The sequence below is a fragment of the Caulobacter sp. Root487D2Y genome, assembly GCF_001427165.1.
Lineage (GTDB): Bacteria > Pseudomonadota > Alphaproteobacteria > Caulobacterales > Caulobacteraceae > Caulobacter.
Genome location: NZ_LMFD01000009.1, coordinates 298,341 through 321,385, shown reverse-complemented (window position 1 = coordinate 321,385; position 23,045 = coordinate 298,341). Strand labels below are relative to the sequence as shown.

Sequence of the window (23,045 nt, the reverse complement as noted above, 5' to 3'; positions counted from 1 at the left end):
TTAAGTTAACTTTTCCGAGCGTTTTCAAGCCAAGCGGGCGTCAGCGGATCTGGCCGCTGATCAGCCAGACCAGGCCGAAGATCCCGAACACCCCGGCCATGAAGAGGATGACGGCCCAGGAGCCGCTCTTGCGATGCCAGGTGACCGGCACGTCGACGTCCGGTCCCTCAACCCGCGCCTGTTCCGCCGCCTTGGCGCGCAGCCGCCAGAGGTTCCACGCCCCGCCCGCGAACAGGAACAGGCCGCCGGCCGCCAGGATGATCCAGTCCTGGACGTCGTCGCCCTTCCATCTGACGGCCTCGACATAGCCGATCCACAGGCCGGCCGCGCACCACAGCGCCAGGGGGATCCAGGCCAGTCGCGCCCGCGTGCCGAGTTTCATCAGGGGTCTGTTCCATGGGCGCGAAACGTCCGCGCGATCGTTGGCGGCTAATGCGCGCGACCAGCCAGCCGCGTCAAGCTCGAGGGGGCCTGGCCCCACATGCTTGGTCCTTTGGCGCGCGGCGCCCTATATCCACCTCATGACCGACGCGCCCCTGATCCCCGCCTCGCCGTCCGAGGACGACTATGTCCGCCGGGTGACCGAGGCCGTGCCCCCGCAACTGCTGCCGGAGGGCGACCCGATCCACCAATTCGGGGAATGGCTGGCCGAGGCCGGCAAGGGCGAGCCGAGCGACCCGAACGCCATGGCCCTGTCGACCGTCGACGCCGACGGCTTGCCGGATTCGCGCATGGTGCTGCTCAAGAGCGTCGATGCCCGGGGCTTCGTCTTCTACACCAACACCCAGAGCGCCAAGGGCGTGGAGCTGGGCGGCCAGCCCAAGGCGGCCCTGCTGTTCCACTGGAAGTCGCTGCGCCGCCAGGTGCGGGTGCGCGGCGTCGTCGAACCGGTGAGCGAGGCCGAGGCCGACGCCTATTTCGCCAGCCGCGCCCGCCACAGCCAGCTGGGCGCCTGGGCCAGCGACCAGTCCCGCCCGCTGCCCGACCGCCTGGCCCTGGAGCGCCGGGTGGCCGAGATGGCGCTGAAGTTCGGCCTGGGCAAGGTGCCGCGCCCGCCGCACTGGTCGGGCTACTGCGTCGTCCCCCAGGTCATAGAATTCTGGCGCGACCGTCCGTTCCGCCTGCACGAACGGTTGGTCTATGAGCGGGACGGCGAGGGGTGGGGGACCAAGCGGTTGTTTCCCTAGAACGAAACCCCCTCCTCTCCGGGCGAGGGTTTCGGATTGCCATACCGCGTTAGGAACGTCTCCACCGCGTCGGCGCTAATCTCACCCAGCGGCCGGGCCGGCTGAGCCTCGTCGCCGGCGGCCAGGCCGAGCACCAGGGTGGCGTGGTCCAGCATGCCCAGCAGTTGGCCGCCGGCCCAGGCCGGTTGGTCGACCGTCAGCTCGCCGGTCTCGACCAGGTCCCGGATGAGCTTGATCGCCGCCCCGCCCAGGTCCTGATGGGCGGCGCGCAGGACGTGGTCGGCCACCGTCTCGAAGCGCCGGCGTTCGCTGGCGACCATCCGAAACATCGCCCGGGTCGCGGGCTGTGACATGAAGGTCGCATAGGCCAGCGCCAGGCTGGTCAGCCGGGCGCGGGCGTCGCCGGTTGCCTGGACGCTCTCGCGCACGGGTTCGGCCATGCGCCCGACGGCGTCGTGGACGACGATCTCGAACAGCTTGGCCTTGCTCGGAAAGTAGGCGTAGAGCGTGGCGGTCGACACGCCGGCCATGCGGGCCACGACCTCCATGCCGGCGGCGGCGTAGCCCTCCCGGAGAAAGACGCCGCGCGCGGCGGTCAGGATTTCGGTCTTCTTGCGTTCGGACCGGTTGAGGACGGCGTCGATCAGCATGCGGTTGTGACTCTATCTAAGGTTAATAAGTCATATCCGATCAACCAAAGCGTAAGCAAGCGCACTGGCCGCGACGCGGCGCGAACTTTCCGCTATGGGGACGCCGACGCCCCGAATTCCGGCGTGTTTGAAGAGGTTGGGGCGTGATCAAGGACGCGGAGACGGTTCGCGAGCAGGAAGTGGCCGCCTGGATGGGCGAGCGGGCCGATCGGGTGATCGAGACCTCCTGCGCCCGGGTTTTCCTGGTCGGCGAGGCGGCCTGGAAGGTCAAGCGTCCGGTCAATTTCGGCTTTCTGGACTACTCGACCCTGGAGCTGCGCCGCTGGTCGCTGGAGCGCGAGCTGAGCTTCAATCGCGCCGCCGCGCCCGACATCTATCGCGCCGTGCGCCGCCTGACCCGGACCGAGGCGGGTGGAGTCGAGATGGATGGGCCCGGCGAGATCGTCGAGTACCTGCTGGAGATGCGCCGCTTCGACGAGCAGGGCGTGCTGGCCCAGCAGCCTTGGGCCATCGACGACGCGCTGGAGGAATCCCTGGGCCGGACCATCGCCCAGTTCCACGCCGGGGCGCCGCTGCGGCCGAAGGGCGGCGGGGTCGGGGCCCTGGGCTACACGATCGCCTCGAACGCCAACCTGCTGCGCGGCCTGGCCCCGCGGCTGGGCGCCCAGGCCGTCGAGCGGCTGATCGCCGAGACGGACCTGGCGCTGGAGCGCCTGGGTCCGCTGCTGAACGAACGGGCGGGGCAGGGCTTCGCGCGGCACTGCCACGGCGACCTGCACCTGGGCAACATCCTGGTCGAGGACGGCAAGCCGATCCTGTTCGACTGCATCGAGTTCAACGACTCGCTGTCGGACATCGACATCCAGTACGACCTGGCCTTCCTGCTGATGGACCTGGACTTCCGCCGTCGCCGCGACGCGGCCGGCAGGGTGCTGAACGCCTATCTGGACGAGGCCGCCCGCACTTTTGGCGAAGGCCTGTGGACAGGCCTTGCGGCTTTGCCGCTGATGCTCAGCGTCCGCGCCGCGGTGCGCACCCACGTCTGGGCCTACAGCAACGACGACGAGGCCGCGCGGGCCTATCTGGCCACGGCGCTGGAGCACCTGGCCCCCAAGCCGGTCAGCCTGGTGGCGACCGGCGGCTTCTCGGGTTCGGGCAAGTCGACCTTCGCCCGGGTCTGCGCGCCCGGCCTGGGCGCGGCCCCGGGGGCGGTGGTCCTGCGCACCGACGAGATCCGCAAGCGCCTGTGCGGCGTGCCCTCGCTGCAGCGCCTGCCCAAGGAAGCCTACACGCCGGAAATGAGCGAGCGGGTCTATGGCGAGCTGTTCCGCGACGCGGCCCTGACCCTGGCCGCCGGCCGCTCGGTGGTGGTCGACGCGGTGTTCCTGAAACCCGAGCAGCGGGCCCGCGCCGAGGCCCTGGCCAAGGACGTCGACGTGGCGTTCCAGGGCGTCTGGCTGGAGGCGCCGCCCGAGGTGCTGCGCGCCCGCGTCGCCGCCCGCGTCAACGACGCCTCGGACGCCGACGTCGCCGTGCTGGAAAGCCAGCTGTCCCGCGACACCGGCGACATCGCCTGGCGCCGGGTCGACACGGTCAGCGCCTTCGAGGATGAAGCCCGAGCCCTGGCGGAGTCGATGGGGTAGGGGCGGCTAGCCTCGGCTCGAGATCTGAAACGGATTGCCGTCCGGATCCTTGCCGTCGCACATGTCGAAGGTGCTCGTGGACTTGACCGGACCCAGCACGACAGCCCCGCGCCGTTGCAGCATGGCTTTGGCGGCGGCGACGTCGGCGGCGAAGAACACCAGCTTGGGCGGGCGCTGACCCACGACCGGTTTCCCATGGTGGAGCGCCAGGCGGCAGGCGCCCGCGTCGAACTCGACCCATCCGTCTTCCCGACCGCACACGGCGAGACCGATGACGTCCTGGTAGAAACGGGCAAGGCCCGGCACGTCGGCCGTAAAGACCACGATGCGCTTCAGATCGAGTTTCAACGGCGGCTCCCAACGCGACAATCAGAGGCTGGAAGGGATCGGCTGGGATTTATTTTTGCAAGCGCCATTGCGCTGGAAACGGCGCTACGACCGGGCCGCCTTGGTGCAGCGGTCTTTCGGCCGCACGGCCGAGCAGATCGACGACAGCAGGTCGGCCGGCCGGATCGGCTTGCCCAGGTGGTCGTCGAAACCCATGGCCAGGAAGCGTTCGCGGTCGCCCGACATGGCCGAGGCGGTCAGGGCGATGACCGGGATCGCCGGATCGCCCGCCACGCCGGCCCGGATGGCGTTCAGGGCGGTGATGCCGTCCATCACCGGCATGTTGATGTCCATCAGCACCGCGTCGAACGCGTCCGCCCTCAGGGCGGTCAGGGCCGCCTGGCCGTCGTCGACGATGGTCAGGGCCACGCCGGTGGCTTCCAGCATGGTGCGCACCACCACCTGGTTGATGGCGTTGTCCTCGGCCATCAGGATCCGCAGGGTGTCGAGGTCCGGCGTGTCCTGACCCTCGACCTCTTCGGCCGTCACGGCGGGGGGCGCGATCGGAACGGCGCGAAGGGTGAAGACGAACGCCGCGCCGCCCCCTCCCTTTTTCAGGTCACCGTTTTCCAGGACCAGGTCGCCGTCCATCTGATGGGCCAGGGCCCGCGAGATCGTCAGGCCCAGACCCGTGCCGCCGTGGCTGCGCGAGACGGCGTTGTCGGCCTGGGTGAAGCTTTCGAAGATGCGGTCGTGGACATCGGCGTCGACGCCGACGCCGGTGTCGACCACCCGCAACCGGATCTCGCACGCGCCGTCGGCCGTCGAGGACAGGGGCCGCGACGATTCCGGCGGCGGCGCCAGCAGCTGGATCGTCACCCCGCCCTTGCTGGTGAACTTCAGGCCGTTGGAGATCAGGTTCATCAGCACCTGGCGGATGCGCTGGGGGTCGGCCAGGATCCAGGCGGGCGCGGACGGGTCGATCTCCGCGCGCAGCCACAAGCCCTTCTCGGCGGCGGCGTCGCGCCAGGCGTCGCCGGCCGCGCGGACCAGGTCGTGCAGATTGACGGCCACGTGGTCCAGGTCGACCTTGCCGGCCTCGATCTTCGACAGGTCCAGCACGTCGTTGAGCACCTGCATCAGGCTGTCGCCCGACTTGATCATCAGGCGCACGTGGCGGCGCTGGGCCTCGTTGAGGTTGGTGCGGTCCAGGGCGTAGGCCATGCCCAGCAGGCCGTTCATCGGCGTGCGCAGCTCGTGGCTGGTGACGGCCACGAAGGTCGACTTGGCGCGGTTGGCCTCCAGGGCCCGCTCGCGTTCCTCGCGCAGGCCGCGGGTGAGGGCGTCCATCCGGTTGGCGGCGGCGCGGTTGGCCAGCATGACGTTCAGCGTCGTGGCGACGACCAAGACCAGGCCCCAGCGGGCGATGTTGGGGCCCACGCCCTGACCGGGGAGGAAGAACAGCGGGAAGACGATCAGGCTGACCATCGGCGCGAAGGCGGAGACCGCGATCAGGGCGACCGGCTGGTGGCGGAAGTTCTGGGTGTAGACGATCTGTCCGACCCACACCGCGACGGCGGCCAGCTTCATGTCGGGAAGCGGCGAGAACCAAATCATCGCCGCCAGCCACGACCAGGTCAGGTTGATCGGCAGGGCGCCCAGCAGGAAGACGGCGCGCATCGTCGGCGTGCCGGGGACTCCCGGCCTGAACCGCCCGGTCGCCAGCCGCGCCAGACCCTCGGCCGTCAGGAACACGGCCAGCCAGCACGCGGCGAAGGTCACGCCCAACGCCAGCTGGGCGACCACGGCCGACAGCAAGGCTGGAATCAGCCGCGACAGCAGCAGGCGATGGGTGTCCATCGCCACTTCGTCCAGCCGGTCGTCGGCCAAGATGGCGTGCAGTCTTCGCACTTGAAACAAGCCTGTCCGTCGCGGGGTCCGCGGACTATAGGCCATCGGGGTTTCCGTGGCCTGAACGGGCGCTGCGACGGATCAGCGCGATCAGGTTTCGATCGCCCCGGGCGCGCGCCGCGTTGCGCCGTCGCCGTCGCGCCGCTAGCCTTGTCTGAACAACGATAACAGATCGGGAGAGCGGGGCCGATGCAAGGCTTGATGCAGCACGGGGCCTTGACGGTCGACAAGATCATCGACCACGCCGCCCAGTGGCATGGCGCGCGCGAAGTCGTCACGCGGTCGGTCGAGGGGCCCATCGTCCGTACGACCTACGGCGCGATCCGCGACCGCGCCAAGCGAGTGTCCAACGCGCTGCTGGCCATGGGGATCAAGCCGGGCGACCGGGTGGGCACCCTGGCCTGGAACACCGCCCGCCACATGGAGGCCTGGTACGGCATCATGGGCATCGGCGCGGTGTGCCACACCCTGAACCCGCGCCTGTTTCCCGAACAGATCGCCTGGATCGCCAGTCACGCCGGCGATCGCGTGATCTTCGTCGACCTAACCTTCCTGCCGATCATCGCCGGCGTCCTGCACCACCTGCCCAGCGTCGAGCACGTGGTGCTGTTCACCGACCGCGGCCACATGCCGGCCGACTTCAGGCCGGCGGGCGAGGCCCCCAACTTCAAGGGCCTGCTGTGCTTCGAGGACATGGTCGAGCAGCACCACGCCGACTGCGCCTGGGGCGGCTTCGACGAGGGCACGGCGGCGGGCCTCTGCTACACCTCGGGCACGACCGGCGACCCCAAGGGCGTGCTCTATTCGCACCGCTCCAACGTGTTGCACACCCTGATCACGCTTCAACCGGACGTGATGGGCCTGTCGCAGAAGGACGTGATCCTGCCGGTGGTGCCGATGTTCCACGCCAACGCCTGGGGGGTGGCGTTCTCGGCCCCCGGGACCGGCGCCAAGATGGTCATGCCGGGCGCCAAGATGGACGGGGCCTCGATCTTCGAGCTGCTCGACACCGAGGGCGTCACCTTCTCGGCCGCCGTGCCGACGGTCTGGCAGATGCTGCTGCATCACCTGAAGGAGACCGGCGCCAAGCTGCCGGTGCTGAAGAAAGTGGTGATCGGCGGGGCGGCCTGCCCCGAGCACATCATCCGCGCCTTCCACGACGACTACGACGTCGAGGTGGTCCACGCCTGGGGCATGACCGAGACCTCGCCGGTCGGCACCCTGTCGGTGATGACCGACGCGCTGGAAAAGCTGCCCTACGACCAGCAGATGCCTTACCGGCTCAAGCAGGGCCGGCCGCCGTTCGGCGTGGAGCTGAAGCTGACCGACGACGCGGGCCGGCGCCTGCCGCACGACGGCAAGAGCTTCGGCAATCTGAAGATCCGCGGCCCGATCATCGCCGCCGAGTATTTCCGGGGCGCCGGCGGCAAGATCCTCGACGACGAGGGCTTTTTCGACACCGGCGACGTGGCCACCATCGACGACCACGGCTTCATGCAGATCACCGACCGGGCCAAGGACGTGGTCAAGTCGGGCGGCGAGTGGATCAGCTCGATCGACATCGAGAACATCGCCCTGGGCCATCCCAAGGCGGCGATGACGGCGGTGATCGGCGTGCCGCATCCCAAGTGGGACGAGCGGCCGATCCTGCTGGTCAAGCTGATGGAAGGCGAGACCGCCACCAAAGAAGAGTTCCTGGAGTTCCTGCAGGGCAAGATCGCCAAGTGGTGGATGCCCGACGACGTGGTCTTCGTCGACGAGATCCCGCTGGGCGCGACCGGCAAGATCGACAAGAAGCTGATCCGCCAGCGCATGAAGGACTATGTGCTGCCGGGTCTGACCGCGGCGCCGACGGGGGAGGGGGCCGCCGAAGCGGCGGCCGAGCCCGAGGCCCCGGCCGCGACCCTCGCCGCGGCCGACGGGGCGCAGGCCACGCGGATCTACGCGCCCGAGCCCGAGGACCCGCTGTCGGAGCCGCCGCCCCTGCCCGAGCCGTTGGTCGTCGAGGCCCTGGCGCACGCCGAGTCCGAAGCCAGGATCGAGCCCGAGCCCCAACCCGAACCAGAAGTCGCGGCGCCGATCCGCGCGGCGCCCCCCGCGACACCTCTCGCGCCCGAGGTGGAGCCGCTGTTCGAGCAACGCGGCCAGGAGGAGCACTTCCCCCTCGGCCCGCTGGCGCCCGCGCCGGCCGTCGCGTCCGTGCCGGAAGACGCCTTCCATGCCGAGCCGGTCTTCGCCGCCGACGACGCGCCGCTGGCCATGCCGCTGGTTCCCAGCCGCAAGGGCGGGAAGGCCAAGGCGAAAGCCAGGTCGGAGGCGGCGAACAAGGCCAAGGGGGGCTTCACCTCCGGCCTGCTGGACCTGACGATCCTGATCGCCCTGGCGCCGGCCCTGCTGGTCGGGGCCGGCGCGCTGGGGGTGAAGTCAGGACTGTTCCCGCTGGCGCTCGGTTACCAGCAGATGGCCCTGGACTGGGCGCCCAAGGCCGCCATGCTCGGCGTCGCCACCGGCGTGCTGGGTCTGATCGTGGCCCTGTTCGCCGGCTTCTCGCGGTTCTGGAAGAAGGCCTTGCTGGCCCTGACGATCACCGTCGCCACCCTGGCCGCCATGGTCGCGGCGAACGCGGTCGGCGGCGGCGCCCCGCCGATCCACGACGTCTCCACCGACTGGAAGACGCCGCTGATGCTGTCGGACGCCGCCCTGGCGGCCCGGGGCGGCGAGGCCCAGACCGTCGAGGCCGACCCCAGCCTGCCGGTCGGCTCGCTGGCCTTCGCCGGCCGCCGCGTCGCCGACGTCAACGCCGAGACCTGCGCGGCCGCCCGGCCGCTGGTGGTCGCGCGCTCGCCGGCCGACGCCTACGAGGCGGCCAAGGTCGCCGTCCAGGCCGCCGGCCTGTCGATCGTTACCGACGATCCGATCGACGGTCGGCTGGAGGCGACGGGCCAGAGCTTCTGGTACGGGCTGAAGGACGACCTGGTCGTGCGGGTGCGTCCCGATACGGCCGGGGCGCGGGTCGACATGCGCGCGATCGGCCGCGAGGCCGGCGGCGACCGGGGCCGCAACTGCCGCCGGGTGGGCGACCTGCTGGCGGTGGTGAAGGGGTAGGACCTCAGACCAGCCGATACAGGCTGTCCAGCCCCGGCTCGCCGTCACAGCCGACCCGCCCTTGCTTCACCAGCAGCAGCATATGGGCCAGCACCGACATGGCGGCGGCCGGGTGCAGGCGCGGGTCGACGGCGGCGTAGAGCGTGGGGACCATGGCCTTGATCGTGGTCGGCCCCTGGGCCAGGGCCGCCAGGACCTGAGCCTCGCGGGCGCGCCGGTGGTCGGCATAGGCCTGGATGAACGGCGCCACGTCGCGGACCGGCGAGCCGTGGGTCGGCCACAGGGTGTCGAACCCCTGGGCCCGCACCTTCTCCAGGCTGGCGAAATAGTCGCCCATGTCGCCGTCGGGCGGGGTGATCACCGTGGTCGACCAGCCCATCACGTGATCGCCGGAGAACAGGGCGTTCTCTTGCTTCAGGGCGAAACAGACGTGGTTGGAGGTGTGGCCCGGCGTGGCCACGGCCCGCAGGGTCCAGCCCGGACCTTCGAAGACGTCGCCGTCGGTGATCTCGACATCGGGGCGGAAGCCCTCGTCCTCGCCGGCCTCCAGCACCAGGCCCGGATCCGGTTCGGCCAGGTGCGGCGCGCGGCGGCCATGGATCGTCGCCCCGGTCGCCTTTTGCAGCGGGCGGGCGAGGGGGGAGTGGTCGCTGTGGTGGTGGGTGACCAGGATGTGGCTGACGCGCTCGCCCTCCAGCGCCGCCAGCAGCGCCTGGAGATGGCCGTCGAGATCGGGGCCCGGATCGATGACCGCCACCGTCCCGCGCCCGACGATGTAGGTGCCGGTGCCGACATAGGTGAAGGGCCCCGGGTTGTCGGCGATCACGCGACGGACCAGCGGCGAGACCTGGTCGCAGCGCCCGTATTCGAACTCGATCTCGCGGACGAAGGGGATCATGTCGGCCTTTCCCTGCGGCGCCTGGCCCCGCGGTGACTGGAGAGAGCCCCGGCGCCGGTCTTGCGGTGAGCGGTCCGTAAACCTCCCGGAGTAACGATCATGGCCGCCGACACCGCGATTTTTGTTTCAAAACGGCTCCAGCGCGCGGCCTTCGCCATCCTCTGTCTCATCGCGGCTCAGTTCGTGCTGGCCAGCTGCGAGCCCGAACCGTCGGCGATGGCGGCCCGGGTCGTTCTCAGCCACCACGACTAGGTCTTCCCTAGACGCCGAGCACGCCCGACAGGTCGTAGCCGGCGTCCGCGCCCTGGCGCACCAGGGTGGCGCGATCGGCCGCGCCCGAGGCGACCTGGCCCAGGGACCAGGTGACGATCGAGCGCGTGCCCGAACGACAGAAAGCCAGGACAGGTCCCTCGGCGCCCTCGACCGCGCGGCGCACGGCCTCGACCTGGTCAGGGGTAGGCCCGCCCCGCACCGGAATATGCACGTAGTCCAGGCCCGCGGCCCGGGCCGCGGCCTCGACCTGGGCGCTCGAGGGCTGGCCCGGCTCCTCGTCGTCGGGGCGATTGTTGATCACCAGAACAAAGCCCTCGATCGCGGCGCGGCCCAGGTCGTCGATGGCGATCTGAGGGCTGACCGAAAGCGAGTCGGTTACACGTCGGAACGCGGTCATGGGGTGTCTCTCGCGGGGGAGGGCTGGGAAGGGGGCACGCCGAGGCGACTGTTGCTCATCATCCCGACACTTAGGCGCCCGTGCAACGGTCGGTGGCGGTAAAATGTGTCCGAAATTTGGGCGACGCGCGGGAGGAATTTCTCGCAGATGGTCAGTGTTCAGCATTTGATAGCGATAACAGGGCTGTTTCTTGGGGTGATTTCCCGAATGTCAACACGATGGGGGGCGTTTTGACCTGTTTTATTGTCGCGTCTGGTCGAAAGGCCGCCCGTGGCGGGAATGGGGCGAATTTGCCTTTCAACCCAACGGGATACGGGGGGGGAGACCCGTGTTATCGATCGGTTTGTGGAAAATCTGAGCGGCGTTCGTCGGAAATGAGGCGATCGTGTTGCGATAATGCGACAGCCTGGGGCGATGTTATTACGGATCGGTAATGGCAATTGACCGGCGCGCGGCGCGCCTCCTAACGTCACCCCAACCGGGGAAATGTTTTCCGGGACACCTAAGTTCTCGTGGTGGAGTTGGGGCAAAAACCCGTACAGGCCGAACGTAACGCCCCCGAAAAGGGCGCGTGCGGGCGGTCGGGGTGCTTCGCCATGCTAGAGGGGATATTATGAAGATGACTTCCACCAAGGGCGGCGCTCGCGCGCGTCTTTTGACGTCGACGCTGCTGGCCGGCCTGGCCACCGTCGCCGCGCCGCTGGCCCTGACCGCGGTCGCCACGGCGATCCCGACCCTGGCTAGCGCCCAGGACTATTCGAGCGGCACGCTGATCGGCACCGTCAAGGACGCCAACGGCGCCCCGGTCGCCGGCGCGACGATCGTCGTCAAGTCGCTGGCCCAGGGCTTCGAGCGCAACCTGACCACCGACGCCGACGGTCAATTCCGCGCCGCCCTGATCCCGTCGGGCGGCTATTCGGTCACGATCAACAAGGCCGGCTTCCAGCCCACCAGCGACGGCAACGTCAAGGTCAGCATCGGCGCCGCCTCGAACTACGGCTTCACGATCAATGAAGCCGGCGCCGAAGTGTCGGAAGTCGTCGTCACCGGCACCGCCAACCCGCAGCTGGACTTCGCCGGCACCACCACGGGTCTGGTGGTCGACGTCGAAACCCTGACCAAGCAAGTCCCGATCGCCCGCAACGTGACCGCCCTGACGCTGCTGGCTCCGTCGGCCGTCCCCGGCGACACCGTCGGCACCTTCGTCAGCCAAGGTCAGTCGCAAGCCGCCGTCGGCGGCGCGTCGATCGGCGAGAACGTGTTCTTCGTCAACGGCCTGAACATCACCAACTTCGTGAACGGCATCGGCGCCACCCTGGTGCCCTTCGAGTTCTACAAGTCGGTTGAAGTGAAGACCGGCGGCTATCCCGCCGAATTCGGCCGCGGCACCGGCGCCGTGATCAACGCGGTGACCAAGTCGGGTTCGAACGACTTCACCTTCGCGATCCACGGCAACTACGAGCCGAACAGCCTGCGCGAGAAGGCTCCGAACACCACGATCACCCGCAACTCGCTGGTCAATCGTACGGACAAGAGCTTCATCGTCGAAGCCGGCGGCCCGATCATCAAGGACCACCTGTTCTTCTACGGTCTGGCCAGCTTCCAGAACCTGGAAACCACCACGGCGACCAACTCGACCACCGGCATCGCGAAGAGCACCTATGTCGAGGACCGCACCGCCGACCCGTTCTACGCCTTCAAGCTGGACGGTTACATCACCGACCGCCAGCACGTCGAGTTGACCTATTTCGACACCAGCCGTAAGCGCAAGCGCGACAGCTACAACTACCTGCTGGCCAACGATGAGATCCTGCCGGGCCGCACCAGCGCCAATACGCTCTATCAAGGCGGCGAGAACTATGTCGCCCGCTATACCGGCACCTTCACCGACTGGCTGACCCTGTCGGCCGCCTACGGTCGTTCGGAAGTCGACAACGCCTCGGTGGGCAACCTCTTCAGCCAACCGCTGGTCCAAGACGCCCGTATCGGCACCGCGGTCACGATCAGCAACCAGAACGCCTCGGCCACGACCTTCCCGTCGCTCGCCGAACGCGAATTCTATCGCGCCGACGCCGACCTGTACTTCAAGCTGTTCGGCAGCCACCACGTCCGCTTCGGTTACGATCGCGAAAACACCACCCTGACGCAGTTCTCGGTGCGTAACGGCGGCCGCAACTACACCTACCGCAAGGCCGGCGCCGCTGGCGCTCTGGGCGGCGCGGTCGCGGCGGGCCAAGAGTACATCGAGGGCCGCAAGTTCCAGACCGGCGGCGGCTTCGACGGCGTCAACAAGGCCTATTACATTCAGGACGCCTGGGACATCAACGATCGCCTGACCCTGGGCATCGGCGTCCGTAAGGACCAGTTCTCGGTGGCCGATCCGAACGGCAACGTGTTCTCGTCGTTCGACAACGAAATCGGCCTGCGCGGCAACTTCACCTACGACGTCTTCGGCGATCGTAACGACAAGCTGTACGGTTCGTACGGCCGTACCTACCTGCCGGTCGCGTCCAACACCGCGTTCCGCGCGGCCAGCCCGGCCATCGACATCTCGGAGTTCTGGCTCCCGGCTGGCGGCAGCGCGACCTTCGGTGCTCTGACCCCTGGCACGGCTCTGCCCGCGGCCGGTCTCGGCGCGGAAATCCAAGGTGGCAGCCTGGTCGCCTGTCCGGCGACCGTCGGTTCGGCGGCTCCCGTGGGTCAAAAGTCGTGCAACGTTCGCAACAACGGCACCTCGCCCGACGCGGACGCCATCGCGGCCCATAACCTGAAGTCGACCTATCAGGACGAATACATCCTGGGCTTCCAGCACCGCTTCAACGAGCTGTGGACCGCCAACGTCAACGTCACCTATCGCGATCTGGGTCGGATCAGCGAAGACGCCCTGCTGGACTACGGCATCCGCAACTGGTGCGCGGCCAACGGCTACGCTCTGAACAACGCCGGCGGCACCGGTTGCGCCGACGTGTGGTTCGGTGAACACCAGTACCTGATCATCAATCCGGGCAGCGACGTGAACATCACGCTCGCCGACCCGCTGCCGGGCGAGACCACGATCAAGACGATCACGGTCACCGCCCAGCAGATGCAGTTCCCGAAGGCCAAGCGCGAATATCTCGGCCTGGAAATGAGCTTCGAACGCGCGTTCGACGGCAAGTGGGGCCTGCAGGGTTCGTACACGATCTCCGAATCGAAGGGTAACTTCGAAGGGGCTTCGCGTTCGGACAACGGTCAGACCGACGCCGGCATCACCGTCGACTTCGACCACCTGGCGTTCATCCCGGGCACCTATGGTCTGCTGCCGAACCACCGCGGCCATCAGATCAAGCTGTTCGGTTCGTACGCCGTGACCGACGACCTGCTGATCGGCTCCAACCTGTCGGTGATCTCGCCGCGCAAGTACGGCTGCATCGGCAACGCTCCGACCGGCTCGACGCCGGACGCCGACATCGCCAACGGCAGCTACGGCGCCGCCGCTCGCTTCTGCAATGGCAAGGTCGCGAACCGCGGTTCGGTGTTCGAAGGCGAGTGGGTCACCCGCTTCGACCTGTCGGCCCGCTACACCGTGCCGTCGAAGTTCATCCCGAGCCTGCCCTACATGGACAAGGAAGAAGGTGGCCTGGTGCTCCGCGCCGACATCTTCAACGTGTTCAACCTGGACGCCGGCATCGAGAAGGACGAGTTCGGCGAACAATCGGGCGCCGTTGGGTCCCACAACCCTGACTACCAGAAGGTCACGGCCTACCAACCGCCGCGTTCGGTTCGCTTCGGCTTCGACTGGGCGTTCTAAGCGGTTCATCGCTTGAGACTAGGAAGGCGGCGGGCTCTCACGAGCCCGCCGTTTTTCTTTGGGCGCTTGCCTGGATCCCGAGGCGTCCATGCTCGGCGGATAGCGGGCAAGGTCCAGCGATTTCAACGTCTTGAACTTTCTGGACCTATTTGATCCTCACCCTTTCGAACCGCCCGCATAATGATCCCACCTGAAGGCACGGGGAGGGCGCACGTACGGCGACCGCTGCGGCCTCGGGGGTGGTCGAGCGGGAAGCGTTTGTCGGTGGTCCTTCGGTGGACGCCTTCGCGACGGTTCTGGGCAGGTTCCTTGCAACACAGGACGAAGCCCAGGCGGCGGGGGATCGGCGAGAGCGGCAGGTGCGGGCTGAAATCGCCCGCACGGTCCAGGACGCGCCAACGTCCTGCCCGTCGGGGGCCTCCATCGGAGCGGGTTAAGAATCCGCGATCCGAAGGCTTCCGGATAACGGCCGCGCGAAGCGCCTGAACTTCGTCGAAACGGTATTCAAAACTGCAAATCATCCGGGCGAGGCCCGGGCGCTTCGCACCCTCCCCACCAGCTCAGCGGGCTTCCGCGTGAGGCGGCGAAACCATGCATCCAAGGCCCTCCCCCTGTGGGGGAGGTGTCGGCGAAGCCGACGGAGGGGGGAGTGATCGGCCGATGGCCGGATCCATGTCGGCGACCCCAAACCTCCCCCCACCGGCCTCCGGCCGCCTCCCCCCATGGGGGGAGGGCCTTGGATCCCTGGGGACCGGGCACGAAAAAGGGCCGCCCGGTCGCCCGGACGGCCCTTGGTCCTCGCCTAACGAAAGCCGAGCCTAGTGAACCGGCGTCTCGGCCAGCACCGAGGCCCCGCTGGGGGTCGAGCGCAGCCGGGCCTTGGCCATCTCGTCCAGGATCGATTGCGAGCGCGGATCGCCCAGCAACCAGGCCGAGGCGGCCAGGGTGCGCATCGAGGTCTCGCTGACGCCCAGCGCCTTCTCCAGGGCCTCGAACGGCGACTTGGAGGCGCCGATCTTCTTGAGCTTCACCTCGCCCTTGATCCCGGCCAGGCTCTTGGCCTTGTCGACGGCCTCGTAGAAGCCGCCCAGCTCGTCGACCAGGCCCAGCTGCTTGGCCTGGACGCCGGTCCAGACTCGGCCCTTGGCGATTTCGCGCACGCGCTCGACGGGCAGCTTGCGGCCTTCGGCCACGCGGCCGACGAAACCGACATAGATGCGGTCCATCCAGGCGGCGAACTTGGCCCGCTGGTCGGGGGTGAACTCCTGGCTCGTGCCGAACGCGCCCGAATAGTCGCCGCCCACATGCACCTGGCGGGTGTCGACGCCGAACCGCGCCAGGGCGTCGCCCAGGGCGAACTTGCCGCCGAACACGCCGATCGAGCCGGTCAGGGTGGTGGGCTCGGCGACGATCGCCGAAGCGCCCGAGCTGATCCAGTAGCCGCCCGAGGCGGCGTAGGTGCCCATGCTGACCACGATCGGCTTGTTGGCCTTCTTGGCGGCCTTCACGGCGGCCAGGATCTGCTCCGAGGCCGTGTCCGAGCCGCCGGGCGAGGAAACCCGGAACACGATCGCCTTGACGTCCTTGTCGTCGATGGCGTCGTACAGCGCCTTGGCCACCTGGTCGGAATAGATGGTGCTGTCGCCGCCGAACGGCGAACCGCCTTCGCCGCTGCCGGTCATGATCGCGCCCTCGGCCGAGACGACCGCGATGGTCGGGCCGGCCTTGGGCGGCGTACGCTTGGCGCGCGAGACGTAGTCGTCGAAGTCCACCAGCTTGGCGCCCTTGCCGGCGCGCGACAGCATGGCGTCCTGGGCCTCCTTGACCTGGCCGACGCGGTCGATCAGGCCCTTGGCCTTGGCCTCCTCGGCGCTGTAGGGGCCGGCTTCGATCGTCCTGATCAGGGCGGCCGGATCGACCTTGCGGTCCTGGGCGGCCGTCGTCAGGGCCGTGGTGTAGACCGAGCCCATCCACGACAGCGTCGATTCCCGGTGGGCCGGCGTGTAGTCGCTATAGAGGTAGGGATTGACCGCGTTCTTGTACTCGTAGCGCTGCTCGTAGTCGGCCTTGACGTCGTACTTGTCGAAGAAGCGCTTGAAGAACATCTCCTCGCTGGACGCGCCCGTCGCCTGCAGCGAGCTGTCGGGCTGCATCCAGAACTCGCTGGCCGCCGCGCCGAGCATGTAGGTCGAGGTGACCAGGCCCGAAGGATAGAGGCCCTGGCTGTGGGCGAAGATCGGCTTCTTGCCGACCGTGCGGAAGTGCTTGAAGGCCAGGCGCAGCTCGTCGGCCGAGGCCGGGGCCATGCCGCCCTCGGGCAGGCGCACCAGCACCGCCTTGACCTTGTCGTCGGTTTCGGCGCGGCGCAGCGTCTCGATGATCGACATCACCGACTGGCCGCCGCCGCCGCCGAAGGCCGCGAACGGGTTCTGCGAATCCTGATCGGAAAGGCCGCCGCGAAGATCCAGCTGCAGCACGGTGTGGGCAGGAACCGGGGCGGGGCGGGCCGCGCCGGCCGCCATGACGATCAGAAGGAAGGGGACGCCGACAAGGAACAACACCAAGCCGACGAAAACGCCGGCCACGGTCATGAGAAACTGCTTCATCGGACGTCCTGCTGCCTATTGTCGCGCAAGCTAGTAGCGACCCTGGCGCGGCGGTCAAATGAACAGCGCGCAACCTGGCGTTCCGGGATCGAACATGACCGCCGCGCGGGCGCGGCTCGAGCGACACCGCGAGGGGCGGCGCCGCCAGGCTGTATGTTTGGAAATCTCGGGAAAATAATGGTCGGAGTGGCAGGATTTGAACCTGCGACCCCTGCGTCCCGAACGCAGTGCTCTACCAGACTGAGCCACACTCCGACTTGGAGGGCGGCTTATAGACAGGCCTCGACGGTCTCGCAAGCGACAAAAATCACCTCGAAAAAAGAAGTTCAAAGCGACGTTGCATCCGTCCGACTCCTGCGCTATCTCCACCGCCTCGCCGGGCCCCGAGGGTCTCGCCGTTCCTGCTGGGGAATGGTGTAATGGTAACACTGCGGTTTTTGGTACCGTCATTCTAGGTTCGAGTCCTAGTTCCCCAGCCACTCTCTTCTTCCTCTAAATCAGCTTCCGCTTCGGCGGCCTCGGGTCGTCGCGCCGCGGCCTGACGCTGAATCGCAGTTTTCCACAGAAATTAGCCCGTGCGTCTCACGCCTGAGATTCGACCGCCGGCGGGCTCGCCGAGCTGAGGCGCGCGCGGTTTGGCGCCTTGAAGTCTTCCAGCATCCGGCGGCGCGACTTGGCCTTTGAAAACCTAGACGGCGTCTGTGATCACATATCGTCGCTCAAGTCGGCTCGGCGGCGACAAGTCTTTGTGTTTCAAGGGCAAGGCCCAGCTTCGACAAGGCGCGCCATTGGAAGAAAGCTGATCTTTGCCTGATCTGCCGACGCCACGAATCATTGCGACGTTGAAACTTTTGTTCGAGCAACATCGGTCTGAAAGGGCTGCTCAGGGACCGGCTAACGAGGCCTTGACCGCTTCTTATGGTTTAGACGCGAGGCGATTTTCTCGTCGTTGTTCTCAAGATTCGCTTGCCTTAAGGGCTTGGCAAGCACGATTACCCGGATTGAGTACTTGTATTTCGACGGGGCGGGTGTATTTCCAAGTCAAGTACCCACCGGAGACACCCTCGTGGAAGACAAGGCTACCCTGATCGAGCTCACTGCCGAGATCGTCGCCAATTACGTGGCCAATAACAGCACGTCGGTTTCCGATTTGCCGGCCCTGATCCGAGCGACTCACGATGCTCTGGCTGGTATTGGTTCTCCTGAAGCGGCTCCCGTGGAAACGGTTACGAAGGCTACGCCGGCTCAGATCCGTCGCAGCATTACGCCTGACGCCCTGATCAGCTTCGAAGACGGCAAGCCTTATAAGACGCTGAAGCGCCACCTGACCACGCACGGCATGACCGTGGCCGAATACAAGGCCAAGTGGGGTCTGCCGAACGACTATCCGACCACCGCCCCGGCCTATAGCGAAGCGCGCTCGGCCATGGCCAAGGCCCTGGGCCTGGGTCAAGGCGGCCGGAAGGCCAAGGCCCCGCGCGGCCGCAAGGGCTGATCCGACCTCTTATGAGGTTTGGAAATGCAAAACCCCCGCCGGCGACGGCGGGGGTTTTTCTTTGGCCAGGTCGCCTTCGAGCGAAGCGGGAACCGGTTCGCGTGAAGAAAGCGCGTCAAGACAAAGAGCGCTAGCCGATCTTCAGCCGCACGAACGCCATGCCGCCGGTCGGATCGTCGTAGCCGAGCGCGGCGGGGGCGTCGAAGGCGCTGGCCAGGCCGCCGAAGCCGAGCTTGACGGTGTCCGACAGCGGCACGTCGTAGATCGCGCCCACCGACAGCTTGCGCACGGTCGCCGCGCCGCCGTGATGGCCGGCCAGTTCGTCCTGCTCGACCTGCTCGGCGCGGGTGAACACGGTCCAGTGCGGGTCGGGCTTCACGGCGCCTTCGAACAGCCAGGCCTGCAGGGCGTCGCCGGGGATGCGGTCCTTGCGGGCCCAGGCCAGGGTGGCGCTGAGCGAGCCGCCGTTCCCGAACGGACGGGCGTAGAGGGCGCTGAGCGAGGTGCGGGCCTCGTCATCGCCGGGCTCCAGGGCCTCGGGACTGTTGATCCGCGTCCAGCTGGCCTGCAGGGCCCAGTTCGGCGTCGGGTTCCACGAGACGCGGGTCGCGACGCTGTCCAGCCGGCCGGTCTCGATGTCGTAGCGGTTCTGGTCCGGCTCGCGGCCGCGGAAGGCGCTGGCCTCGACCTTCCAGGTCTGGCGCGACACCCCGGCCGTCACCACGCCGAAGGTGATGTGGGTCGAGTCGAACCAGTGGTGAGTGATCGGGGCCTCCGGGCTGTCCATGGCCGCCTGGCGGTGCATGAAGGCCGGCGGCCCGAACGCCGGCTCGCCCGGCAGGCCGGCATAGAGGGAACCGTCGAAGCCGCCGCCCAGCGGACGGCTGTAGCTGGCCGCCAGCTCCATGAAGAGATCGTGCGGGTGCTGGCGGTCGACCAGCGGGTTCACGCCGTCGGCCGTCTCGCCGGTGGCCAACAGCAGCGGATAGCCGCTCTTGCCCATGAACGGGTCGGGGCTGAGCATGGCCTTGAAGCCCAGCGTGCCCTCGCCGAGCGGGCGCTGGGCCATGCCCATGACCATGCCGGCCAGGAACGTCTTGTCGTCGCCGCGGGGGCCGCCCTGGCTATCATGGACGCCATTGAACAGGGCGTGGCCCATCAGCATCCAGCCGCCCTCGTGGACCATGACGCCGTCCATCGGCGAGGCGTCGGGTTGCCAGCTGGTGCCGGAGGCGTCGCGGTTCATGCCGTAGCCGCCGAGCGGGCTGTGCATGGGCGTGGAAGGCCCCATGGTTTCAGCGTCGACGGCCATGGTCGCCATTTCGGCGTCGGTCATCGGTGTGCCGGACGTCCGGCCCATGTCGTGGCCGGCATGGTCCTGGGCTCGGGCGGGGGCGGCCAGGTGCAGGCTCGCCGCGACGGCGGCGCCGGCCAGCAGGCAGGCGCGGGTGATCTTGGTGGTCATCGGACCGACCTTTCTGAAGCAAGGAAACAATGATCCACGCGGCGGCCGCGCGGAAGGCTTCAGGCGAGGGGTCTTGGAGGGCCGTGTTCCGGCGCCGGGCTCAGGCCGTCGACGGCTTGGCTGAGCGAGGCGAAGGCGATGCGGACGGCCGCGCCCGGCGCCGCGGCCGGAGCGATGTCGCGGACGGCGGCGGGCAGGCAGCCGGCGCAGCAGCTCATGGCCAGGGCGTCGGGCTTGGGCTTGTGCGCCGGCGCCTTGTCGTGGGTCATGCCCGCCATTTCGCCCATGTCCGCCGCCATCTCGTGACAGGGCGGAGCGCCGTCGGCATGGGCGGGCAGGGCGCGCAGCGGTCCGCCAACGGCGAACACCGCCGCCAGCAGGATCAGCATCAGGGTGCGAAGGCCGCGCATGGCGGGACCCTAGGCAGGTGATGACGGCGGAGCAAGTTGCATCGTCGTCATCTTCCTAGACCCCGCGCAACTCCATCCCCGGCGCGTCCGGTTCGCGCGAACCGCCGCCGTTCAGCGGGCGCTGCATCCAGACCAGATCCACCCAGCGGCCGAACTTGTAGCCCATGTCGGGGAAAACGCCCTTTTGCTCGAAGCCCAGCGCCGTGTGCAGGCCGATCGAGGCGGCGTTGCCGCTGTCGCCGATCACCGCGCACATCTGGCGCAGGCCCTGGGCCTCGCAGATCTCGATCACGGCCGACAGCAACGCCTTGCCCACGCCCTTGCCCACGGCGTCGGGGCCGACATAGACGCTGTCCTCGACCGTGTAGCGATAGGCGGCGCGCAGGCGGAACGGGCCGGCATAGGCGTAGCCCAGCACCGTCCCGTCCTGTTCTGCGACCAGATAGGGCAGGCCCTTGGCCAGGAAGGCCGCGCGGCGGCGGCCCATCTCAGCCTCGTCCGGCGGAACCTCCTCGAAGGTGCCCAGGCCGTTGAGGACGTTCCAGCCGTAGATGGCGGTGATCGCCGCCAGGTCCGCGTCGGTGGAGGGGCGGATGGTGACGCTCATCAAAGTCCTCCCCCCATGGGGGAGGTGTCGGCGCAGCCGACGGAGGGGGGAGTGATCGAACGCCCGACGTATCCCCCCACCGGCGCTGCGCGCCGCCTCCCCCACAGGGGGAGGGCCTTGTTCTTCAACGCCACACCCATCACGCCTTGGCCCATCCCTTGTCGACCGCCCACACGGCGAACGCATAGTCCAGGGCGATCTCCTTGAGGAAGTCGAACCGTCCCGAAGCCCCGCCGTGGCCGGCTTCCATGTTGATCTTGAGCAGGATCGGGGCGCCGCTGGTGGTGTGTTCGCGCAGCCGGGCCGTCCACTTCTCCGGCTCCCAGTAGGTGACGCGCGGGTCCGACAGGCCGCCGGTCGCCAGCACGGCCGGATAGGGCTTGGCCGTGACGTTGTCATACGGCGAATAGCTGGCGATGTAGTCGTAGGCGTCCTTGTCCTCCAACGGATTGCCCCATTCGGGCCATTCCGGCGGGGTCAGGGGCAGGGAGATGTCGCTCATGGTGTTGAGCACGTCGACGAACGGCACCGCTCCGATGATCCCGGACCACAGGTCGGGCCGCAGGTTGGTGATCGCCCCCATCAGCATGCCGCCGGCCGAGCCGCCATAGGCCACCGTGCGGCCCGCCGCGCCGTAGCCGGCCGCGTGCAGGTGCTCGGCGCAGGCGATGAAGTCGGTGAACGTGTTCTTCTTCTTGTCCTTGCGGCCGTCCAGGAACCAGCCGTAGCCCTTCTCCGAACCGCCGCGGATATGGGCCGTCGCCCAGATCCAGCCGCGGTCGACCAGGCTGAGGTTGCGGATCGAGAACGACGGATCCATCGACATGCCGTAGCTGCCATAGCCGTACAGCAGCAGCGGCGCCTGGCCGTCCAGGGCCACGCCCTTCTTCATCAGCACGGTGATCGGAACCTGCGCGCCGTCGGGGGCCTCGGCGTAGAGCCGCCGGGTGACATAGGCGGCCGGGTCGTGGCCCGAGGGGATCTCCTGGGTCTTGCGCAGGACCTTCTCGCCGGTGGCCATGTCGTAGTCGAACCACTGCCGGGGCGTGGTCGGCGACTGGTAGACATAGCGCACCACCGGGGTGTCGAACTCGTAGCCGTCTTCCAGGCTCAAGACATAGGCCTCCTCGTCTATGACGATCGGCTTCTCGGCCTTGGTGGCGCGGTCGGTGATGACGATGCGGGTGTTGGCGTTGACCCGCTCGACGCGGACCAGGTGATTCTTGTAGGCGGCCAGACCCGTGATGAAGTGACCGGGCTTGTGCGGGACGAAGTCCTTCCAGTGGGCGCGGCCGGGCGTGGCGATCGGCGCTTCGACCAGCTTGAAGTCGATGGCCCCGTCGGCGTTGGTCAGGATGACGAAACGGCCGTCCCAGTGCTCGATAAAATAGCGCAGGCCCACGGTGCGCGGCTCGACCACGGTCGGTTCGGCGGTGGGGTCCGAGGCCGGGATCAGCAGGGCCTCGGACGTCTCGTGGTCGCCGGCGCTGATGGTGATGAAGGCGTCCGAACCGGTCGTGCCGACGCTGACGAAGAAGCCTTCGTCCGGCTCGTCATAGACCAGCACGTCGTCCTTCAGCCCGCCCCGCGCGGGGCGCCGGTAGATCTTGTCCGATCGGCCGTTGTCGTCGCGGTGGGTCCAGAACAGCCATTGGGAGTCGGGCGACCAGGCGAAGTCGCCGGTGCTGCTCTCGACGGGCTCCTTCAGGACCTCGCCGGTGGCCAGGTCCTTCACATAGATGTGGTGGACCTCCGACCCCTGGGCGTCCTCGGCGTAGGCGAACAGCTTGTGGTCGGGGCTGTGGTCGGCGGCGCTGACCTGGCTGTAGGCCTTGCCCTTGGCCAGGGCGTCGCAGTCGAGCAGGATCTCCTCGCCGTCCGCCTTGGCGCCCCCTTGGCCCTTCGGCCGGCGCGCGAAGATCGGATGCTGGCCGCCGATGTTGAAGCGCGAATAGTATTCGAACGGGCCGTCGGGGGCGGGGACGGAGGCGTCGTCCTCCTTGATGCGGCCCTTCATCTCCTCGAACATCGCCGCCTGCAGGCCTTCGGTCGAGGCCAGCATGGCCTTCACATAGGCGTTCTCGGCGGTCAGGTGGTCCTTGACCTCCGGCTTGATCAGGGTCGGATCGCGCAGGACCTTCTGCCAGTTGTCGTCCTTCATCCAGGCGTAGTCGTCGACGCGAACGCGGCCCAACTGCTCGGTGCGTTTGGGGATCTTCTGAGCGACTGGCGCGACAGGCGGGGGAGACTCTGGCATCATGCTCTCGGATAAGGCGTTCTC

At 68.0% G+C, this 23,045-nt stretch carries 17 protein-coding genes and 2 tRNA genes; 7 read left to right on the top strand and 12 right to left on the bottom strand.

Annotated features, from left to right (window positions below; all coding sequences use genetic code 11):
- Positions 1-40: 40 nt before the first annotated feature.
- Entirely contained in the window at positions 41-382 is a 342-nt protein-coding gene (locus ASD38_RS09045; RefSeq protein ID WP_056442012.1) for a hypothetical protein, read from the bottom strand.
- A 139-nt stretch (positions 383-521) separates the two neighbouring features.
- Between ASD38_RS09045 and pdxH the strand changes: the two genes are divergently transcribed.
- Positions 522-1,187, top strand: a complete 666-nt coding sequence (gene pdxH / locus ASD38_RS09040; protein ID WP_056459664.1) for a pyridoxamine 5'-phosphate oxidase — start codon at positions 522-524, stop codon at positions 1,185-1,187.
- Here the strand turns inward: pdxH and ASD38_RS09035 are convergent.
- Positions 1,184-1,837, bottom strand: coding sequence for a TetR/AcrR family transcriptional regulator (locus ASD38_RS09035; RefSeq protein ID WP_056459404.1), 654 nt, complete (start codon positions 1,835-1,837; stop codon positions 1,184-1,186). The genes pdxH and ASD38_RS09035 overlap by 4 nt on opposite strands.
- Positions 1,838-1,980: 143 nt before the next feature.
- On the opposite strand from ASD38_RS09035, the gene ASD38_RS09030 reads away from it, so the two are divergent.
- The gene (locus tag ASD38_RS09030) at positions 1,981-3,480 is read left to right on the top strand and encodes a bifunctional aminoglycoside phosphotransferase/ATP-binding protein (protein WP_056459401.1); all 1,500 of its coding nucleotides are present in this window, start codon (positions 1,981-1,983) and stop codon (positions 3,478-3,480) included.
- A 6-nt stretch (positions 3,481-3,486) separates the two neighbouring features.
- Here ASD38_RS09030 and ASD38_RS09025 read toward each other — a convergent pair whose 3' ends face one another.
- Positions 3,487-3,828 carry a VOC family protein gene (locus ASD38_RS09025; protein ID WP_056441993.1) on the bottom strand — a complete coding sequence of 114 codons (342 nt, stop codon included), beginning with the start codon at positions 3,826-3,828 and terminating at the stop codon, positions 3,487-3,489.
- Positions 3,829-3,912: 84 nt separating this feature from the next.
- On the bottom strand, positions 3,913-5,718 hold the full coding sequence (locus ASD38_RS09020; protein WP_327020111.1) for a response regulator: 1,806 nt from the start codon (positions 5,716-5,718) through the stop codon (positions 3,913-3,915).
- 189 nt (positions 5,719-5,907) lie between these two features.
- On the opposite strand from ASD38_RS09020, the gene ASD38_RS09015 reads away from it, so the two are divergent.
- Entirely contained in the window at positions 5,908-8,823 is a 2,916-nt protein-coding gene (locus ASD38_RS09015; protein WP_056459398.1) for a long-chain-fatty-acid--CoA ligase, read from the top strand.
- A gap of 4 nt (positions 8,824-8,827) precedes the next feature.
- Here the strand turns inward: ASD38_RS09015 and ASD38_RS09010 are convergent, their stop codons facing one another.
- Positions 8,828-9,721: an MBL fold metallo-hydrolase gene (locus tag ASD38_RS09010; protein ID WP_056459394.1), complete on the bottom strand. Its 894-nt coding sequence runs from the start codon at positions 9,719-9,721 to the stop codon at positions 8,828-8,830.
- Between the two features lie 99 nt (positions 9,722-9,820).
- Between ASD38_RS09010 and ASD38_RS23815 the strand changes: the two genes are divergently transcribed.
- Complete coding sequence (locus tag ASD38_RS23815) at positions 9,821-9,973, top strand: hypothetical protein (protein ID WP_156390625.1); 153 nt, start codon at positions 9,821-9,823, stop codon at positions 9,971-9,973.
- Between the two features lie 7 nt (positions 9,974-9,980).
- On the opposite strand, the gene ASD38_RS09005 is transcribed toward ASD38_RS23815, so the two are convergent.
- Complete coding sequence (locus tag ASD38_RS09005; protein ID WP_056459390.1) at positions 9,981-10,391, bottom strand: TIGR01244 family sulfur transferase; 411 nt, start codon at positions 10,389-10,391, stop codon at positions 9,981-9,983.
- 619 nt (positions 10,392-11,010) lie between these two features.
- Here ASD38_RS09005 and ASD38_RS09000 point away from each other — a divergent pair.
- Complete coding sequence (locus tag ASD38_RS09000) at positions 11,011-14,181, top strand: TonB-dependent receptor (RefSeq protein WP_056442450.1); 3,171 nt, start codon at positions 11,011-11,013, stop codon at positions 14,179-14,181.
- 818 nt (positions 14,182-14,999) lie between these two features.
- Here the strand turns inward: ASD38_RS09000 and sppA are convergent.
- Complete coding sequence (gene sppA / locus ASD38_RS08995; RefSeq protein WP_056441981.1) at positions 15,000-16,787, bottom strand: signal peptide peptidase SppA; 1,788 nt, start codon at positions 16,785-16,787, stop codon at positions 15,000-15,002.
- 178 nt (positions 16,788-16,965) lie between these two features.
- Positions 16,966-17,042, bottom strand: a tRNA-Pro gene (locus tag ASD38_RS08990).
- Positions 17,043-17,192: 150 nt separating this feature from the next.
- Between ASD38_RS08990 and ASD38_RS08985 the strand changes: the two genes are divergently transcribed.
- Both ASD38_RS08985 and ASD38_RS08980 read left to right on the top strand, forming a co-directional pair.
- Positions 17,193-17,266: transfer RNA gene (locus ASD38_RS08985), tRNA-Gln, on the top strand.
- A 587-nt stretch (positions 17,267-17,853) separates the two neighbouring features.
- On the top strand, positions 17,854-18,282 hold the full coding sequence (locus ASD38_RS08980) for a MucR family transcriptional regulator (protein WP_012285398.1): 429 nt from the start codon (positions 17,854-17,856) through the stop codon (positions 18,280-18,282).
- Positions 18,283-18,412: 130 nt separating this feature from the next.
- On the opposite strand, the gene ASD38_RS08975 is transcribed toward ASD38_RS08980, so the two are convergent.
- The 4 genes from ASD38_RS08975 to ASD38_RS08960 form a co-directional block, all read right to left on the bottom strand.
- The gene (locus tag ASD38_RS08975; RefSeq protein ID WP_056459388.1) at positions 18,413-19,747 is read right to left on the bottom strand and encodes a hypothetical protein; all 1,335 of its coding nucleotides are present in this window, start codon (positions 19,745-19,747) and stop codon (positions 18,413-18,415) included.
- Between the two features lie 59 nt (positions 19,748-19,806).
- Entirely contained in the window at positions 19,807-20,157 is a 351-nt protein-coding gene (locus ASD38_RS08970) for a hypothetical protein (protein ID WP_056459385.1), read from the bottom strand.
- 55 nt (positions 20,158-20,212) lie between these two features.
- Complete coding sequence (locus ASD38_RS08965; RefSeq protein WP_056459383.1) at positions 20,213-20,764, bottom strand: GNAT family N-acetyltransferase; 552 nt, start codon at positions 20,762-20,764, stop codon at positions 20,213-20,215.
- A 139-nt stretch (positions 20,765-20,903) separates the two neighbouring features.
- Positions 20,904-23,021, bottom strand: coding sequence for a S9 family peptidase (locus ASD38_RS08960; RefSeq protein WP_442857022.1), 2,118 nt, complete (start codon positions 23,019-23,021; stop codon positions 20,904-20,906).
- Positions 23,022-23,045: the final 24 nt, after the last annotated feature.